Here is a 16,236-nt window from a genome sequence, read left to right as displayed (position 1 = left end):
TTGACAGCTTATGACAGGTAATGCCAGGCAACTATAGCAACCCTGCTGCCCCTGTCGCAGGATTGTCATGTGCCACGAACACCGCTCGACAATAACAATCAAGGAGCCTCTCATGACGCTGCACATCTGCACCGCACCCTGCTGCTGGGGCGTCGACGACCCCAAGAATCCACACCTGCCACCTTGGCAACAGGTGCTCGACGAAGCGGCCCAGGCGGGCTATCGCGGCATTGAGCTGGGGCCTTATGGCTACCTGCCGCTGGACGCCGCACAGGTCGGTACTGTATTGCAGGCGAATGGCTTGCATGTGGTGGCCGGGACCATTTTCGATAACCTGGTGGCGCCGGCCAACTTGGCCAGCCTGCTGCAACAGACTCATGACATCTGTGCCCTGCTCAAGCAGTTGCCACAGCGGGCGGCCGAGTCCGGCCAGCGCTATGCCACGCCTTACCTGGTGGTGATCGACTGGGGCCATGAAGCCCGCGATTACGCCGCCGGCCACTCGGCCCAGGCCAAGCGTCTGGCGCCACACGACTGGCAGACCATGATCAGCCACATCCGCGCCATCGCCGAACTGTCCTGGCGCGAATACGGCGTGCGCACCGTGGTGCACCCCCACGCCGGCGGACACATCGAGTTCGCCGATGAACTGGCGCAACTGGCGCAAGACATTCCCGCCGACATCGCCGGCCTGTGCCTGGACACCGGGCATCTGTACTACGCCGGCATGGATCCGGTGGCGACCCTGCGCCACTACGCCGATCGCCTGGACTACATCCACTTCAAGGACATCGACCTGGCGGTGTTCGAGCAGGTGCTGGGCGAGCGCATTCGCTTTTTCGAGGCTTGCGCCAAAGGTGTCATGTGCCCGATCGGCCAGGGTTGCATTGATTACCCCGCGCTGCGCGCACTGCTCGACGCGCTGGGCTACGCCGGCTGCATCACCGTCGAGCAGGAACGCGACCCGCGCAATGCCACCCGCGTCCTGCATGACATCTCGGCCAGCCGCCAGTGGCTGGCCGAAGCCGGTTTCTGACCCTTTCGCACAAGGAATACTTTGATGATCAATGGCAGCAAACGTATTGCCCGGCCGCTGCGCTGGGCCATGGTCGGCGGCGGGCAGAACAGCCAGATCGGCTACATCCATCGCTCGGCCGCCCTGCGCGACCAGTCCTTTGCGCTGGTGGCCGGTGCCTTCGACATCGACCCGCAACGCGGCCGCGATTTCGGTGTGCAACTGGGCGTCGACCCCGAGCGCTGCTACCCGGACTACCGCCGCCTGTTCGAGGCCGAAGCACACAGGCCCGACGGCATCGAGGCGGTGTCGGTGGCCACCCCCAACGGCACGCATTTCGAGATCACCCGTGCCGCCTTGCTGGCCGGGCTGCATGTGGTCTGCGAAAAACCCCTGTGTTTTACCGTCGCCGAGGCTGAAGCGCTGCGCGAACTGGCCACCCGGCATCAGCGGGTCGTGGGCGTGACCTACGGCTATGCCGGGCACCCGTTGATCGAGCAGGCGCGGGAAATGATTGCGCAAGGCGATCTGGGCGAGATTCGCATGGTGCACATGCAGTTCGCCCACGGCTTTCATAGCCAGGCGGCGGACAGCCAGAGTGCGTCGGCACAATGGCGGGTCGACCCCAAGGTGGCGGGCCCCAGCTATGTGCTGGGCGATGTCGGCACGCACCCTTTGTATCTGTCGCACGTCATGCTGCCGGACCTCAAGATCGAGCGGCTGCTGTGCACCCGCCAGAGCTTCGTCAAGAGCCGTGCGCCGCTGGAGGACAACGCCTACACGCTGATGCAGTACGCCGGCGGCGCAATGGGCACGGTCTGGTCCAGTGCGGTGAATGCCGGCTCCATGCATGGCCAGTTGATCCGTGTCATCGGCTCACGGGCCAGCCTGCAGTGGTGGGACGAGCGCCCTAACCAGCTGTCGTTCGAGGTGCAGGGGCAGCCGGCGCAAGTGCTGGAGCGCGGCATGGGCTACCTGCATGCCAATGCCCTGCTTGACGACCGCATCGGCGCCGGCCATCCCGAAGGGTTGTTCGAAGCCTGGTCCAACCTCTATTACCGCTTCGCCCTGGCCATGGACGCCGCCAACCGGGGTGAGCCGGCGCCCATGCGTTACCCCGACATCGAGGCCGGGGTCGAAGGCGTGCGTTGGGTCGAGCGCTGCGTGCAGTCGGCCGATGACGGCGGGGTGTGGGTCGATTATTGATCCGGTCTGTCGCTCAGCAGACACACCAGCGTGCGGGCGCAGGCCTGGATGCCTTCGTCCAGCACGATTTCGAAACCATGGGTGTTCTCGGTCGGGATGGCAATGCAGCCGGCCCGGCCGATGGCACCGCTGCCGAGGATGGCGCTGGCATCGGAGGCAAACTCCACCAGCAAGGCAACCTGGGCAGGATGGCCGGCCTGCCGAGCGGCTTCGATCAGGCGATCGGTGACGGCGCGGGTGTAATGGCCTTTCTGGTCACCCGCCACGACGATCGGAGCAGCGCTGAGTTGCGTGCCGTATTCAGCGGCTACAGGCCCCACCTCCACGGCAATGGCTGTTTGGCAGGGTAGATGGTGCGCGGCAAACAACGCGCCGGCGTTGGTCTCCTCTTCCTGGCTGGTAAAGGCAAAGTACAGGTGGCCGGGCAACTGCTCGCGACGCTGCGCCAGCTGCTCGGCGGCCTGGAGCACTGCCACCACCGGCGCACGGTCATCGAGAAAGTGCGCCGCCGTGCAATCGACCAGCCTGAACGGCTGGCGCCAGTGCTGGCTCAGCACCACGCGTGTGCCGGGGCGTACGCCCGCCTCGGCCAGTTGTTGCGGCGAGCGCCGGGTGACCACGTGCACGTCGTCCCAGTGCACATTGCCCTGGTTCACATCCGCCCCCTGCGACGACTGGGCGCTCTGGTGCATGCTGCCAAACGACAGCACCCCGGGCAGCACCTGACGGTCGCCCATGATGTCCACCGGGCACATGCCAAAATTGACCGGATTGGCGCCGCCAAGGGCGACGACCCGCAGCGTGCCGTCCTCTTCGATGCGTTTGACCGCCATGGCAATCTCATCGAGGTGCGCCATCAGCAGCGTGGCCTGCGCGCCTGCGTCCTCATGCTTGCTGCGCAACAGCCCGATCAGGTTGCCGGCGTCATCCACCCACGTCTCGTCACAGTGCTTGCGCAGCTCGGATTCACACAGGTCACGTACTTCGGTCTCTTCACCACCCGGTCCTCGGGCGTACAACAGGCGTTCAAGCAGTTCGTTTGCGTTCATCCAGGCACCTCGGGGTCAACGGGTATCGCGTTTATCAATAAGCGTTGCAGCGTCAAGGCGTTCTCAAGCGCTGCGCCGGCGGCGGTGTTATCGAAAATGCACCAGGTTTCGATGCCTTCGGCTGCCGCCTGCAACAGGCGGGTGGCCAAGGCTTGCAATCGCTCGTGATCGTAGGCGCTGTAATAGATGTCGGGGCTGCCGTGCAGGCGCCAGTACTGCAGGCCCGGCCAGCCTGAGGGTTGCGCATCGGTGCTGAACCGTGAAGGATCGGCCGCCACCTGCGCCACCCGGTAGCGAATGAGTTGCGCCTGCGCCCCCGTCCACGAGGCATGGCGCGGCTCGATGACGACCTGACCGTCAAAGCGCTGGCGCAGCGCTTCGAAAAAGACGGCGACCTGCACGGGCTGATAGGCCAGCGACGGCGGCAACTGGATCAATAGGCAACCCAGCCGCTTGCCCAGCGCTGTGCACTCCCCCAGAAACGCATCGAGCAAGGCCTCACAGTCGCGCAGGCGCTGCTCATGAGTGATGGTCTGGGGCACCTTGACGGCAAAGCGAAAGTCACTGGCCACCGCCTCCCCCCAGCGCGCCCAGGTCTTGACCTGATGAGCGCGGTAGAACGAGCTGTTGACCTCGACCGCGTTCAGCACCCGCGCGTAACGCTGCAAGTGGGTGCCCTGGCTGGCAAAGTCGGCCTGTCGCTCGCGGTTCAGCGCCCACCCGGCGCAGCCCAGCCGGATGCCTGGAATCGGGCTCAATAGAGTACCTCCGCCGCCTCGCGCATGAAGATTTCCACAGTCTTGGGACCGATGCCCTTGAGCGCCAGCAACCGCTTCTCAAAGTCATGGCGGTCGGCGCTGGCCAGGTGAATGCCACTCACCTGACCGTGGTAGTCGCGCCTGAGGGTATTGACCAGCGCCAGCAGGCGCTCGGCGGTGGACTCGTCATAGCGGGTGTAATGGCCTTCGCGCAGCATCGCTACACGTTCGCGGTGAGTGCACTGACCGAGCTTGAGGGGTGTGTCGCAGCCATGACGCTCGACAATGACGCGCCAGGTGTTCACGGCAATATCGGCCTGGATGCGCTTGCCGATCAGAAAGCTGGCCAGCAGCCAAAGGAACAGCCCTTTTTCAGGGTCGTGGGTGAACTCGATGCCCAGCGTCCGGGCCGTGATACGCGCGCTCATCGTCATCCTCTATCAGCGCCTGACGGCGATGGTGTAATCAGTCACCGACTTATAGAGGACAGGCAAACGGCAAAATTCCAGCGGATTCGATGCAGGGTGGCCTGACTGCGCCACCCGACACAGGCTTGTCTCAAATCCCTTCTACAATCACGATCTCGGCCTTGGCCACGCCCTGGCGATGGCTCATGGCTTCCTGGTACTGCGGCGAGTGGTAGCACGCCAGGGCTTGCTCGTAGGAGTCGAACTCGATGACCACGGTGCGTTGTGGCGTCTCGCGGCCTTCAATGGCTTCGGAGCGACCGCCGCGTGCCATGAATCTGCCACCAAATAAGTTGAACGCTTGCGGCGCGCGCTGGGTATATTCGCTGTACTGCTGAGGGTCGGTCACATCGACGTGGGCAATCCAGTAGGCTTTCATCGCGATCTCACTGTTTCATTGATAGGGAATTCATGAAATATTCTGTCTTATGGTATACCACGTTTATTTATCCCATAACACTGAGATCCTGAGCCATGGCATTCGACCGTATTGAAGACATCATTGACGACTATCGCCAGGGCAAGATGGTCTTGCTGGTCGATGATGAAGACCGGGAAAACGAAGGCGATCTGTTGCTGGCCGCCGATCGTTGCACCCCGCAAGCCATCAGTTTCATGGCCTGTGAAGCTCGCGGGCTGATCTGCCTGACCCTGACCGACGAGCATTGCCAACGCCTGGGCCTGGAGCAGATGGTGCCCAGCAATGGCAGCGTGTTCGCCACCGCCTTTACCATTTCCATCGAAGCCGCCACCGGCGTGACCACCGGCATCAGCGCCGCTGACCGTGCACGCACGGTGCAGGCCGCCGTGGCACCGGGTGCCTGTGCCGAAGACCTGGTGCAGCCGGGTCATATCTTTCCATTGCGCGCCCGTGAAGGCGGCGTGCTGACCCGCGCCGGCCACACCGAAGCGGGTTGTGACCTGGCACGTCTGGCCGGTTTCAGCCCGGCCTCGGTGATCGTCGAGGTGATGAACGACGACGGCACCATGGCGCGCCGACCGGACCTGGAAACCTTTGCTGCCAGACATGGCATCCGCATCGGCACCATCGCCGACCTGATCCATTACCGCCTGAGCACCGAACACACGGTCGAGCGCATCGGCGAACGTGAATTGCCCACCGTGCACGGCACCTTCCGCCTGTTCACCTACGAAGACCGCATCGAAGGCGGCGTGCACATGGCCATGGTCATGGGTGATATCAAGCGCGACGAGCCTACGCTGGTGCGCGTGCATGTGGTCGACCCGCTGCGCGACCTGGTCGGCGCCGAGTACACCGGTCCCGCCAACTGGACGCTGTGGGCGGCCCTGCAGAAAGTCGCCGAAGAGGGCCATGGCGTGGTTGTGGTGCTGGCCAACCATGAATCGTCCCAGGCCCTGCTTGAGCGGGTGCCGCAACTGACCAAGCCACCGCGCCAGTACACCCGCTCGCAGTCACGCATCTATTCCGAAGTCGGCACCGGGGCCCAGATCCTGCAAGACCTCGGCGTTGGCAAGCTGCGCCACCTCGGCCCACCGCTGAAATACGCGGGCTTGACCGGTTACGACCTGGAAGTGGTCGAGAGCATTCCTTTCACTGGTTGAACCTCGCGTTCACGGGTAAAGCTCCCACGAAAAAAAACGGCAAATGAAGGAGGTTCGATGCAGGCAAAACGCTTGCAGAAAGTTTGGAATACCATAATATGACATCCCGTAGACCGAAGTTTTCTGTCAGGGCACGCGTTACCGCTCAGCCCAATAACAACAGCACCTGACCCGGTCGCCCAGTTTCAAAAGGTCCACTTGGACCTACTGCTCCGAATACGCGGGCAATAACCCAGGCCCGCTCAAAACACAACAAATGAGGGCGTGAAAATGGTGTTGAACAAACGTGCAACTGCAATGCTGGTCGCTGGCGTGTTGGCATTCTCGAGTGTTGCCGCCATGGCCGCCGAGAGCGTCAACTTCGTCAGTTGGGGCGGCTCGACCCAGGACGCCCAGAAACAGGCGTGGGCCACCCCCTTCCAGAAATCCAGCGGGATCACCGTCGTGCAGGACGGCCCCACCGACTACGGCAAGCTCAAGGCCATGGTCGAAAGCGGCAACGTCCAGTGGGACGTGGTCGACGTAGAGGCCGACTTTGCCCTGCGCGCCGCCGCCGAGGGCTTGCTGGAGCCGCTGGACTTCAACACCATCAAGCGCGACAAGATCGACCCGCGCTTCGTCTCGGATCATGGCGCCGGTTCGTTCTTCTTCTCCTTCGTGCTGGGCTACAACGAAGGCAAGGTCGGCACCAAGGCCCCGGAAAACTGGGCGGCCATGTTCGACACCAAGACCTACCCCGGCAAGCGTGCCCTGTACAAATGGCCGAGCCCTGGCGTGCTGGAACTGGCCCTGCTGGCCGACGGCGTAGAGAAAGACAAGCTCTACCCACTGGACCTGGACCGCGCCTTCAAGAAGCTCGACACCATCAAGAAAGACATTGTCTGGTGGGGCGGTGGTGCGCAGTCGCAGCAACTGCTGGCCTCCGGTGAAGCCTCGATGGGCCAGATGTGGAACGGTCGCGTCTACGCCCTGCAGCAAGACGGCGCGCCAGTGGGCGTAAGCTGGAAGCAGAACCTGGTCATGGCCGATTTCCTGGTCGTGCCCAAAGGCGCAAAAAACAAGGACGCGGCGATGAAGTTCATTGCCGAAGCCACCAGCGCCAAAGGCCAGGCCGACTTCTCCAACCTCAGTGCCTATGCGCCGGTCAACACCGACAGCGTGGCGCGCCTGGATTCGACCCTGGCGAAAAACCTGCCGACCAACTACGTCTCCGATCAGATCACGCTGGACTTCGCCTACTGGGCCAAGAACGGTCCTGACATCGCGACCCGGTGGAACGAATGGCTGGTCAAGTAAAAATGACGGCCACTGCATCCGGCCAATCCTCTGTGTCCGGTGGTGCCTCGCGCACCGCCGGCGCGGTTCACGCCCCGGCAGCGAACAGGCGAGCGACCATGACCCCCAAGCCTTCCCTGGCACAACGCTGGCGCGGCAGCCGCAACCTGCTGCCGGCCTTGCTGTTTCTCGGCCTGTTTTTCTTCGCCCCCTTGATCGGCCTGCTGCTGCGCGGCTTTCTGGAGCCGGTGCCGGGGCTGGGCAACTACGAACAACTGTTCGCCAACTCGGCCTACTCGCGGGTGTTGTTCAACACCTTCTCGGTCGCCGGCCTTGTGACGCTGTTCAGCGTGCTGCTGGGCTTCCCGCTGGCCTGGGCCATTACCCTGGTGCCACGCGGCTGGGGCCGCTGGTTGCTCAACATCGTGCTGCTGTCGATGTGGACCAGCCTGTTGGCACGTACCTATTCCTGGCTGGTGCTGCTGCAGGCCTCGGGGGTCATCAACAAGGCCCTGATGGCGATGGGCATCATCGACCAACCGCTGGAGATGGTGCATAACCTGACCGGCGTGGTGATCGGCATGAGCTACATCATGATCCCGTTCATCGTCCTGCCGTTGCAGGCCACCATGCAGGCCATCGACCCGATGGTGCTGCAGGCCGGTTCCATCTGTGGCGCCAGCCCCTGGACCAACTTCTTCCGGGTGTTCCTGCCGCTGTGCCGGCCGGGGCTGTTTTCCGGCGCGTTGATGGTGTTCGTAATGTCGCTCGGTTACTACGTGACCCCGGCCCTGCTGGGCGGCGCGCAGAACATGATGCTGCCCGAGTTCATCGTCCAGCAGGTGCAGTCGTTCCTCAACTGGGGCCTGGCCAGCGCCGCCGCGGCACTGTTGGTCGCCATCACCCTGGTGATGTTCTATTTCTACCTGAAGCTCCAGCCGGAATCCCCGGTAGGCGCCAGTAACGCGAGGTAAGCCAGCATGCTCCTGACCCCCAACGCGATGGGCTCGCGGCTACGGATTGGCCTGTACAGCATCACCGGATTGATCGCCCTGTTCCTCTTGTTGCCCATTGTGTTCATCGTGCTGTTGTCGTTCGGCTCCTCGCAGTGGCTGATGTTTCCGCCACCGGGCTGGACGTTGAAATGGTACGGCCAGTTCTTCTCCAATCCCGACTGGATGTCGGCAGCGATGTCGAGCTTCAAGGTCGCCATCCTGACCACGATCTTTGCCGTGGCGCTGGGCCTGCCCACCGCCTTTGCCCTGGTACGCGGGCGCTTTCCGGGCCGGGACATGCTCTACGGGCTGTTCACCCTGCCGATGATCGTGCCGCTGGTGATCATCGCCGTGGCGGTCTATGCGCTGTTTCTGAAACTGGGCTACACCGGCACGCTGTTTTCCTTCGTGGTCAGCCATGTGATCGTCGCCTTGCCGTTCACCATCATCTCGATCATCAACTCGCTGAAACTGTTCGACCAGTCGATCGAGGATGCCGCGGTCATCTGCGGCGCCTCACGGTTGCAGGCGATCTACAAGGTGACCTTCCCGGGCATTCGGCCGGGCATGATCGCCGGCGCCCTGTTCGCCTTCCTGGTCTCGTGGGACGAGGTGGTCCTGAGCGTGATGATGGCCAGCCCCACCCTGCAGACCCTGCCCGTGAAAATGTGGACCACCCTGCGTCAGGACCTGACGCCGGTCATCGCTGTTGCCTCGACCCTGCTGATCGGCCTGTCGGTGCTGGTCATGTTCATCGCCGCGACCCTGCGTCGCCGTAACGAAGCCCGGAGTACCTCATGAGCGCCGTGATCAAAGATTCTGCCACCGCCGGCCAGCCCCTGGTGCGCCTGCGCAACCTGAACAAGCACTACGGCGACTTCGCTGCGGTGGACAACATCGACCTGGACATCAAGGACGGCGAGTTCCTGACTTTCCTGGGTTCCAGCGGCTCGGGCAAGAGCACCACCCTGTCGATGCTGGCCGGCTTCGAAACGCCGAGCAGCGGCGAGATCCTGGTCAACGGTGCATCGCTGGTCAACGTGCCGCCGCACAAGCGCGGCATCGGCATGGTGTTCCAGCGCTACTCGCTGTTTCCACACATGAACGTGCGCGACAACATTGCCTTCCCGCTCAACATTCGCAAGCTGTCGGCGGCCGAACGCGACAAGAAGGTCGACGCCATGCTCAAGCTGGTACAGCTCGACGCCTTCGCCCATCGGCGCCCGGCGCAACTGTCCGGCGGCCAGCAACAGCGGGTGGCGATTGCCCGTGCCCTGGTCTACGAACCGCGCATCCTGCTGATGGACGAACCGCTCGGTGCGCTGGACAAGAAACTGCGTGAAGACCTGCAGGACGAGCTGCGCCAGCTGCATCGCCGGCTGGGCATCACCATCGTCTACGTGACCCACGACCAGGAAGAAGCCATGCGCCTGAGCCAGCGCATCGCGATTTTCAGCCACGGCAAGATCGTCGGCCTGGGCAGCGGCTATGACCTGTACCAGAACCCGCCGAATGCGTTCGTTGCCTCGTTCCTGGGCAACTCCAACTTCCTGCGCCTCAAGGCCCAGGGCAACGCGGTGGCGACCTTCGAGGGCCAGCCCTTGTCGATCCGCCTGACAGCAGGCCTGAAGACCGACCAGGACATACTGCTGATGGTCCGCCCGGAAAAGGCCCAGGCCCTGAGCGTTGCCCAGGCCGCCAGCACACCCTTGGCCGAAGGCTGGAACGAAGTCACCGCCAAGGTCACTGAAGTGCTGTTTCTCGGCGAGAGCCAGACCTGCGCGGTGGTCACCGGCAGCGGCACGGCCATGACCGTCAAGGCCCTGTCGGCCACCGGCATGCCAATGGTCGCCGGTGACACGGTCAAAGTGCGCTGGGCCACGACCGATGCCTGCATCTACACCGAATGGGCCGACGGCGACCTGAACAAGGCCGCCGGCGCACATTGATCAGCCCATCTGGCAGAACCTTGTGGGAGAGGCCTGTTCGCGACCGTTGGTCGCTCCTACGAGACGGCGACATCCGCTGGAAATCCGCTCGGAGCGATCGTTGGTCGCGAACGCCACGACACGTCCCCTTGTGGGAGGCGGCTTGCCGGCGATTGCAGCCGCACAGACACCGCAGCCGGTCGTGCAAGGCCGCGCTTCAGGAAGGCGTGGCGACCGCTGCCGTGCGGCTTGCAATGCTCGGTAGCATCACGCTGAGCAACCCCACCAGCGCCATGCCCGCGCCCACCCACAAGGGCGCACGCAGGCCATAGCCGGCCTCGATGACACTGCCACCGGCCCAACTGCCCAGCGCCAGCCCCGCGGTAATCACCGAGGTGTGCAAGGTGTTCACCAGAGCACTGGGTTCGGCGGCTTTCATCACCCGCGCCACCATCGCCGGGTTCAACGCCACGCCGGTCAGGCCCAGGGCGATGAAACAACCCAGGCTCAACCAGTGATGCGCGCCGGACAAGGCAAATCCGGCCAGCGCCAGCACCATCACGGCCAGCCCCACGCGCAGGGCCATGAAGGTGTGGCTGTCGGCAATCCGGCCGATCAGCATGTTGCCCATCAGGTTGGCCACGCCATACAACGCCAGCAATGGCGCCACGTTCCCCGGGGCGATGCCCACTTCTTCGATCAGGATCGGCGTGCAATAGCTGAAGGCGGCAAAGGTTGCGCCGATGATCAAGCCACTGGTGACATAGGCCGCCCACAGGCTGCGGCTCTTCAAGGCCGCCCACTGGCGGGCCAGGGCCGGCTCGCTGCCGGCCTTGCCAGCGGGCAGGCGAGTGGCTGCCAGCACAGTGCACACCAGCGCCAGCCCTGCCACCAGCCAGGCACTGGCGCGCCAGCCGTAATGATGCTCGACCCAGGCGGTCATCGGCACACCGGCCACCGGCGACAGCATCAACCCGGCCAGCACCACCGAGATCGCCCTGCCTCGGTCCTGCGCCGCCACAAGCCCGGCACACAGGGTCATGCACAAGCCGATACAGGCCGCACTCGACACGCCCATGACGATGCGCGCCAACGCCAGCACGGTATACGTCGGTGCAATCGCCGCCAGTACGCTGGCGACGACATACACTGCCAGCAGGCCGACCAGCGCGCGCTGGTTACTGATGCCGCGTGAAAGCAGCAACACGGTGACCGGCGGGCCACCCAGCGCCATGCCCAGGGCATAGAACGCAATCAGGTTGCCCACCTGCGCCAGGCTCACCGAAAAGGCTTGGGCCAGGGCCGGCATCATGCCGGCGACCATGAACTCGGCGGTGACCAGAGAAAAGATCGTCAGGCCCAGCAAGTAGACGGTCGGCGGCAGTTTGGAGCGGTCAGTCATGAGGATCTCAGGCAGAAAAACGGTCGGACACCCTAAGGATTGTTGAGCACTCGGTCAAATATTCATTGCAGATTATTACCGAACGGCAGGCACTGCGCCGCCTGTGGGAGGCGGCTTGCCGGCGATGACTGTGGCTGTGGCTGTGGCACAGACAGTGGCCGGCATCTGGCCACCCGCACAGGCACACGGCACAATAAACCCCGGCCTGGCCAATCCTGGCGGCCCGCCTCGCAAGGTCCACTCGTGTCACTCAAAGCCCTCCGCTCTCTGGTTGCCATTGCCCGGCACGGCAACTTCGTCAAGGCCGCCGACAGCCTGAGCCTGACCCCCTCGGCCATCAGCCTGCAGATCAAGGCGCTGGAAGATGAGCTGCGTGTCAGCCTGTTCGATCGCACCCGCCGGCAGGTCACGCTGACCGAGGCCGGCCGGTTGGCACTGGCGCAGGCTGAAATCATCCTGGCGCAATACGATGACCTCGCCCACCAGCTGTACTCGGGCCCCGGCCTCAGCGGCCGGATCCGCATCGGCGCGATCCAGACCGCCCTGGCCGGCCGCCTGCCCGAGGCCCTGGTGTGGATCAAGAACCACCACCCCAGGCTGCACATCAGCGTGGTGTCGGGCATGTCATCGGAACTGGCCAGACGCGTGCAGGACGGCGAACTGGACGCAGCCATCACCACCGAGCCGGTCAGGCCGTATCCACCAAGCCTGAGTGTGACGCCGCTTTACCATGATCGTTTCTGGGCCGTGGCCGCCCCTCATTTGCAGGGCCAGAGCCTGGTCAGGCTGCTGAGCACCCAGCCTTTTCTACGCTTCGACAAGCGCGCCTGGGCCGGTCGGGTCATCGAGCAGGAACTCAACCGGATGGGCATCCGCGTCACCGAGGCCATGGAACTGGACAGCCAGGAAGCCCTGTCACGCATGGCCTCGCGCGGGCTGGGGGTGGCGGTGGTGCCGCTGTCGGACGACGATCTTGTAACCCTCGAGTGCGTGACCCTGCTGCCTTTTGGCGAGCCGCAACTGATTCGTCGCGTGGTGCTGCTGGAACATGACAAAAGCAGCCGGCAGCACCTGACCGGTGTACTGGCCAAGGCCTTGAGCAACCCTTGAGTTTTTCTCAACCCTCACGTTAAAACATTCCGTTTTTATTCAATCAAGGTATTGACTACTGTGTCGGTACTTTCAGACACGGTCCTTGTGATGAGCCTTGCACGTTCCCCTGCACTCCCTCTCCCGGCTTTGCTCCTTGTATTTGCCACCCATAAGGCGCAACGGGTCGAAGGCTGCCGGCGCATCGTCGACTACCTCAGGAAGGCCCGTCCATGATTGCGCTGGTATTGACCACACTGTGTCCGATCATCCTGCTGATCGCTCTGGGTGTGGTGATCAAGGCCCGGACCTTTGTGGCCGACAGCTTCTGGCCCGGCGCCGAACGCATCGGCTATTACATCCTGCTGCCGTCTTTGTTCTTTCACAGCCTGTCTACGGCCAACCTCTCGCAGGTGCCAATCAAAGACATGGCCTGGGTGCTGCTGACCTCGACGCTGGGCAGCGCCGCGCTGCTGTATGCCTTTCGGGGGCGCATGGCCGAGCAGGGGGCGGCGTTCACCTCGGTGTTCCAGGGCGGCATCCGCTTCAACAATTTTATCGGGGTCACCGTCGCCGCCGGGCTGTTCGGCAGCTCGGGCGTGGCCATGGCGGCGGTGGCCAACGCGATCATCGTACCTACCGTCAACATCCTGTGTGTGCTGGTGTTTGCGCGCTGCACCCCGACCCACCAGGCGCTGGGCTCGGTGCTGCGCTCGCTCTTCACCAACCCGTTGCTGGTGTCGTGCCTGCTGGGCGTGCTGGCCAGGATCAGCGGCCTGACCCTGCCGGCCTGGCTGTCGCCCATGCTCGCGTCCCTGGGCAGTGCCGCCCTGCCCCTGGGCCTGTTGTGCGTAGGCGCGGCCCTGGGCCTGGGCTCGCTGCGCCAGCACCTGCGCCCTATTGCCTGTGCGTCGGTGATCAAGTTTTTGGTCATGCCGACGGCGGCCTACCTGCTGTGCCGCAGCGCCGGGTTTGGCGGCCAGGCGGCTGCGGTGGCGGTGATCTTCCAGGCCTTGCCGACCGCCTCATCGTCCTATGTCATGGCCCGGCAAATGGGCGGCGATGCCTTGCTGATGGCCAATATCATTGCGGCCCAGACCGTGGCGGCAGCCGTGATCCTGCCGGTGGCGATGGGACTGGCGCTGACGCTCTAGACCCGACTTGCCCAGGGCTCAGGCCGGCTGCGCACCCGACGTGGCCACCGTTGCCACCTTGGCCGGCTGGATCGACAGCACCAGCAAGGCCGCAATCAGGCACAGCAGTCCGGCCACGAAAAACGCCGGCAGGTAGGTGGCGAACGTCGTTCGTGTCCAGCCGGCGCCATAGGCCGCAAAGGCTGCGCCCAACTGGTGCCCGGCAAAGATCCAGCCGAACACCACGTTGGCCTGCTGCGGCCCGAAGCGCTGGGCGGTGAGCTTGACCGTCGGCGGCACAGTGGCGATCCAGTCCAGGCCGTACAGCAAGGCAAAAATCGACAGGCCGAACAGGGTGAAGTCCGAGAACGGCAACAGCATCAGCGCGATACCGCGCAGGCCGTAGTACCAGAATAACAACCAGCGATTGTCGAAGCGGTCCGACAGCCAGCCGGAGCCCACCGTGCCGATGAAATCGAAGATGCCCATCATCGCCAGCACGCCGGCGGCGGTGGTCAGGGCAATGCCGTAGTCGCCGCACAGGCTGACGAAGTGGGTCTGGATCAGGCCGTTGGTGCTGGCCCCGCAAATGAAGAAGGTCAGGAACAGCACCCAGAACGTCCAGCTGGAACTGACCTGGACCAACACCTTGAGCGGTGTCACCAGCAGTTGCGCCATGCCTTGGGTGCGCGGCGCAGGCGGTTCGGCCTTGTCAGCGCCGTAGGCCGCCAGATCAAGATCGGCGGGGTGATTACGCATCAATAGCCCGACCAGCAGCGCCACCAGGGCAATGGCCGCACACACGTAGCACAGCGCCATGCGCCAGCCGTAGGCTTCGGTCAGCGCAGCCATGACGGGCATGAACACCAGTTGCCCGGTGGCCGAGCTGGCCGCCAGCAGGCCCAGCGCCAGTCCGCGACGCTGGCTGAACCAGCGCGTGGCCACCGTGGCGCCCAGTACCATGGCGGTCAGCCCGGTGCCAAAGCCGACCAGCAGCCCCCAGCACAGCACCAGTTGCCAGAACCGGGTCATGAACAGTGACAGTCCCAGCCCGGTGGCGACGATGGCCAGCGCCACCAGCATCACCCGGCGTACGCCGTAGTAGTTCATGAACACCGCCGCAAACGGCCCGATCAGCCCGAACAAGGCAAAGCGCAGCGCCAGGGCGGCGGAAATGTCGGCGGTGTCCCAGCCGAACTCGGCGCGCAGCGGTGTGATCAGCACGCCAGGCGCGCCAATGGCCCCGGCCATGACCAGCATGGTCAGGAAGGTCACCGCCAGGGCGACCCAACTGTAGTGAACCTGGCGACGTGCCAGTGAACGGGCCACGACTGTGGAGATCATCGGGCACCTGCCTGTCTAGCGAGGGTTACGTTCATGGCACATTCCTGTTTATGCAGCGGCTACTCATGTGTAATTGCACATATAAGCGTAAAAAATCAGCCCACCACCGTGGCCTGCAACGACTCGCGCAATGCGGCAGCCTGCTCGGCGCCCACCAGCGCTTCGTATTCCTGCTGCGCCGACAGCCAGAAAGGCCTGGCCTCGGTCACTCTGGCCAGGCCCTGGTCAGACAGCGACAGCCTGAGCGCCGAACGCGCCCCTTCGGCACGGCTATGGATCAAGCCCTCCGCCTGCAAGGGCTTGAGCGCCCTGACCAGCGTGGTGCGTTCCATGACCATCGCCTCGGCCAGCTCGGCAATGGCGATGCCGGGATGCTTCTTGACCAGCACCAGAATCGAGAACTGCGAGATCGACAGGTTCGCCGCGGCCAGGTGCCGGTCGTACAACCGGGTCAGGAAACGGGCGTTACGCCTGACGGCATGGCAATGACAGAGGCTGGGGCCGAGAGAAGTATTCATGTGGGCCATCATATGTGTAATTACACACAAGTCAACACAATCCTCTGCGCACGCCCGGCATGCAACTGTGCATCTCTGTCGTGCTAGTGTGGCCAGCGATCGTCTGTCACAAAATCAAAGGAGTCCACCGCATGGAAGTGCAATGCCGATCCATTGAAGAAGTCCGCCAACACATCGACCGCCTGGACCGTGAAATCGTCACGCTGCTGGCCCGGCGCGGACGATTCGTCAGCCAGGCCGCCGCCTTCAAGAGCACCGCGCAAGATGTCCGGGCGCCGGCGCGGGTCGAGCAGGTCATTGCCAGGGTCAACGCCCTGGCAGACGAGGTCGGTGGTAATCGGCAAGTGGTGGAACAGGTCTACCGCGCCATGATCAGCGCCTTTATCGAGGCCGAGCTGGCCGAGCACCAGGCAATGACAGCCAACCGCGCCTGACAAGGCTCTGCCCGCAGGCAAGACAAGACCCCCATACAG

Annotated in this window: 17 protein-coding genes; 10 read left to right on the top strand and 7 right to left on the bottom strand. The window is 63.8% G+C overall.

The window, feature by feature from the left end:
• Nucleotides 1-112: 112 nt before the first annotated feature.
• The gene (locus ASF84_RS15800) at nt 113-1,036 is read left to right on the top strand and encodes a TIM barrel protein (protein ID WP_056839768.1); all 924 of its coding nucleotides are present in this window, start codon (nt 113-115) and stop codon (nt 1,034-1,036) included.
• A gap of 24 nt (nt 1,037-1,060) precedes the next feature.
• Nucleotides 1,061-2,221, top strand: a complete 1,161-nt coding sequence (locus tag ASF84_RS15795; protein ID WP_056839767.1) for a Gfo/Idh/MocA family protein — start codon at nt 1,061-1,063, stop codon at nt 2,219-2,221.
• Here the strand turns inward: ASF84_RS15795 and ASF84_RS15790 are convergent.
• The 4 genes from ASF84_RS15790 to ASF84_RS15775 all read right to left on the bottom strand — a co-directional run bounded on the left by ASF84_RS15790 (nt 2,215) and on the right by ASF84_RS15775 (nt 4,874).
• A complete protein-coding gene (locus ASF84_RS15790) occupies nt 2,215-3,270 on the bottom strand; it encodes a M20/M25/M40 family metallo-hydrolase (protein WP_056839766.1) in 1,056 nt (351 codons plus the stop codon). The two genes, ASF84_RS15795 and ASF84_RS15790, sit on opposite strands and share 7 nt — an antisense overlap.
• Nucleotides 3,267-4,019, bottom strand: a complete 753-nt coding sequence (locus ASF84_RS15785) for a DUF72 domain-containing protein (RefSeq protein WP_056840164.1) — start codon at nt 4,017-4,019, stop codon at nt 3,267-3,269. Before ASF84_RS15785 ends, ASF84_RS15790 begins: the two co-directional genes overlap by 4 nt.
• 5 nt (nt 4,020-4,024) lie before the next feature.
• A complete protein-coding gene (locus ASF84_RS15780) occupies nt 4,025-4,456 on the bottom strand; it encodes a hypothetical protein (RefSeq protein ID WP_056839765.1) in 432 nt (143 codons plus the stop codon).
• Between the two features lie 130 nt (nt 4,457-4,586).
• Nucleotides 4,587-4,874, bottom strand: coding sequence for a DUF1330 domain-containing protein (locus tag ASF84_RS15775; RefSeq protein WP_056839764.1), 288 nt, complete (start codon nt 4,872-4,874; stop codon nt 4,587-4,589).
• 95 nt (nt 4,875-4,969) lie between these two features.
• Here ASF84_RS15775 and ribBA point away from each other — a divergent pair, with 95 nt between their 5' ends.
• From ribBA to ASF84_RS15750, 5 genes are all read left to right on the top strand, one after another.
• Nucleotides 4,970-6,079: a bifunctional 3,4-dihydroxy-2-butanone-4-phosphate synthase/GTP cyclohydrolase II gene (ribBA, locus tag ASF84_RS15770; RefSeq protein ID WP_056839763.1), complete on the top strand. Its 1,110-nt coding sequence runs from the start codon at nt 4,970-4,972 to the stop codon at nt 6,077-6,079.
• 270 nt (nt 6,080-6,349) lie between these two features.
• On the top strand, nt 6,350-7,375 hold the full coding sequence (locus ASF84_RS15765) for an ABC transporter substrate-binding protein (RefSeq protein ID WP_056839762.1): 1,026 nt from the start codon (nt 6,350-6,352) through the stop codon (nt 7,373-7,375).
• A complete protein-coding gene (locus ASF84_RS15760) occupies nt 7,360-8,328 on the top strand; it encodes an ABC transporter permease (protein WP_109511554.1) in 969 nt (322 codons plus the stop codon). The genes ASF84_RS15765 and ASF84_RS15760 overlap by 16 nt, the downstream gene beginning before the upstream one ends.
• Nucleotides 8,329-8,334: 6 nt before the next feature.
• Nucleotides 8,335-9,150: an ABC transporter permease gene (locus tag ASF84_RS15755; RefSeq protein ID WP_056839760.1), complete on the top strand. Its 816-nt coding sequence runs from the start codon at nt 8,335-8,337 to the stop codon at nt 9,148-9,150.
• A complete protein-coding gene (locus ASF84_RS15750) occupies nt 9,147-10,298 on the top strand; it encodes an ABC transporter ATP-binding protein (RefSeq protein WP_056839759.1) in 1,152 nt (383 codons plus the stop codon). The genes ASF84_RS15755 and ASF84_RS15750 overlap by 4 nt, the downstream gene beginning before the upstream one ends.
• Before the next feature lie 196 nt (nt 10,299-10,494).
• Here the strand turns inward: ASF84_RS15750 and ASF84_RS15745 are convergent, their stop codons facing one another.
• A complete protein-coding gene (locus ASF84_RS15745) occupies nt 10,495-11,679 on the bottom strand; it encodes an MFS transporter (RefSeq protein ID WP_056839758.1) in 1,185 nt (394 codons plus the stop codon).
• Between the two features lie 243 nt (nt 11,680-11,922).
• Here ASF84_RS15745 and ASF84_RS15740 point away from each other — a divergent pair, with 243 nt between their 5' ends.
• Nucleotides 11,923-12,789 carry a LysR family transcriptional regulator gene (locus ASF84_RS15740; RefSeq protein ID WP_056839757.1) on the top strand — a complete coding sequence of 289 codons (867 nt, stop codon included), beginning with the start codon at nt 11,923-11,925 and terminating at the stop codon, nt 12,787-12,789.
• 212 nt (nt 12,790-13,001) lie between these two features.
• Complete coding sequence (locus tag ASF84_RS15735) at nt 13,002-13,922, top strand: AEC family transporter (RefSeq protein WP_056839756.1); 921 nt, start codon at nt 13,002-13,004, stop codon at nt 13,920-13,922.
• An 18-nt stretch (nt 13,923-13,940) separates the two neighbouring features.
• On the opposite strand, the gene ASF84_RS15730 is transcribed toward ASF84_RS15735, so the two are convergent.
• Nucleotides 13,941-15,245: an MFS transporter gene (locus tag ASF84_RS15730; protein WP_056839755.1), complete on the bottom strand. Its 1,305-nt coding sequence runs from the start codon at nt 15,243-15,245 to the stop codon at nt 13,941-13,943.
• A 95-nt stretch (nt 15,246-15,340) separates the two neighbouring features.
• Nucleotides 15,341-15,763 carry a MarR family winged helix-turn-helix transcriptional regulator gene (locus ASF84_RS15725; RefSeq protein WP_082481677.1) on the bottom strand — a complete coding sequence of 141 codons (423 nt, stop codon included), beginning with the start codon at nt 15,761-15,763 and terminating at the stop codon, nt 15,341-15,343.
• Between the two features lie 131 nt (nt 15,764-15,894).
• Between ASF84_RS15725 and ASF84_RS15720 the strand changes: the two genes are divergently transcribed.
• Complete coding sequence (locus tag ASF84_RS15720; RefSeq protein ID WP_056839753.1) at nt 15,895-16,197, top strand: chorismate mutase; 303 nt, start codon at nt 15,895-15,897, stop codon at nt 16,195-16,197.
• Nucleotides 16,198-16,236 lie beyond the last annotated feature (39 nt).

This window comes from Pseudomonas sp. Leaf127 (assembly GCF_001423155.1).
Classification (GTDB): Bacteria; Pseudomonadota; Gammaproteobacteria; order Pseudomonadales; family Pseudomonadaceae; genus Aquipseudomonas; species Aquipseudomonas ovata.
Note: the sequence above shows the minus strand (reverse complement) of the source record. Positions and strands in the feature narration are given on the sequence as shown.

What these genes read in the sequence shown, in the direction of transcription:
- ASF84_RS15800 (WP_056839768.1), top strand. Translation starts at nt 113, where the DNA reads ATGACGCTGCACATCTGCACCGCACCCTGCTGCTGGGGCGTCGACGAC.
- ASF84_RS15795 (WP_056839767.1), top strand. Translation starts at nt 1,061, where the DNA reads ATGATCAATGGCAGCAAACGTATTGCCCGGCCGCTGCGCTGGGCCATG.
- ASF84_RS15790 (WP_056839766.1), bottom strand. Translation starts at nt 3,270, where the DNA reads ATGAACGCAAACGAACTGCTTGAACGCCTGTTGTACGCCCGAGGACCG.
- ASF84_RS15780 (WP_056839765.1), bottom strand. Translation starts at nt 4,456, where the DNA reads ATGAGCGCGCGTATCACGGCCCGGACGCTGGGCATCGAGTTCACCCAC.
- ASF84_RS15775 (WP_056839764.1), bottom strand. Translation starts at nt 4,874, where the DNA reads ATGAAAGCCTACTGGATTGCCCACGTCGATGTGACCGACCCTCAGCAG.
- ribBA (WP_056839763.1), top strand. Translation starts at nt 4,970, where the DNA reads ATGGCATTCGACCGTATTGAAGACATCATTGACGACTATCGCCAGGGC.
- ASF84_RS15765 (WP_056839762.1), top strand. Translation starts at nt 6,350, where the DNA reads ATGGTGTTGAACAAACGTGCAACTGCAATGCTGGTCGCTGGCGTGTTG.
- ASF84_RS15760 (WP_109511554.1), top strand. Translation starts at nt 7,360, where the DNA reads ATGGCTGGTCAAGTAAAAATGACGGCCACTGCATCCGGCCAATCCTCT.
- ASF84_RS15755 (WP_056839760.1), top strand. Translation starts at nt 8,335, where the DNA reads ATGCTCCTGACCCCCAACGCGATGGGCTCGCGGCTACGGATTGGCCTG.
- ASF84_RS15750 (WP_056839759.1), top strand. Translation starts at nt 9,147, where the DNA reads ATGAGCGCCGTGATCAAAGATTCTGCCACCGCCGGCCAGCCCCTGGTG.
- ASF84_RS15745 (WP_056839758.1), bottom strand. Translation starts at nt 11,679, where the DNA reads ATGACTGACCGCTCCAAACTGCCGCCGACCGTCTACTTGCTGGGCCTG.
- ASF84_RS15735 (WP_056839756.1), top strand. Translation starts at nt 13,002, where the DNA reads ATGATTGCGCTGGTATTGACCACACTGTGTCCGATCATCCTGCTGATC.
- ASF84_RS15730 (WP_056839755.1), bottom strand. Translation starts at nt 15,245, where the DNA reads ATGATCTCCACAGTCGTGGCCCGTTCACTGGCACGTCGCCAGGTTCAC.
- ASF84_RS15725 (WP_082481677.1), bottom strand. Translation starts at nt 15,763, where the DNA reads ATGAATACTTCTCTCGGCCCCAGCCTCTGTCATTGCCATGCCGTCAGG.
- ASF84_RS15720 (WP_056839753.1), top strand. Translation starts at nt 15,895, where the DNA reads ATGGAAGTGCAATGCCGATCCATTGAAGAAGTCCGCCAACACATCGAC.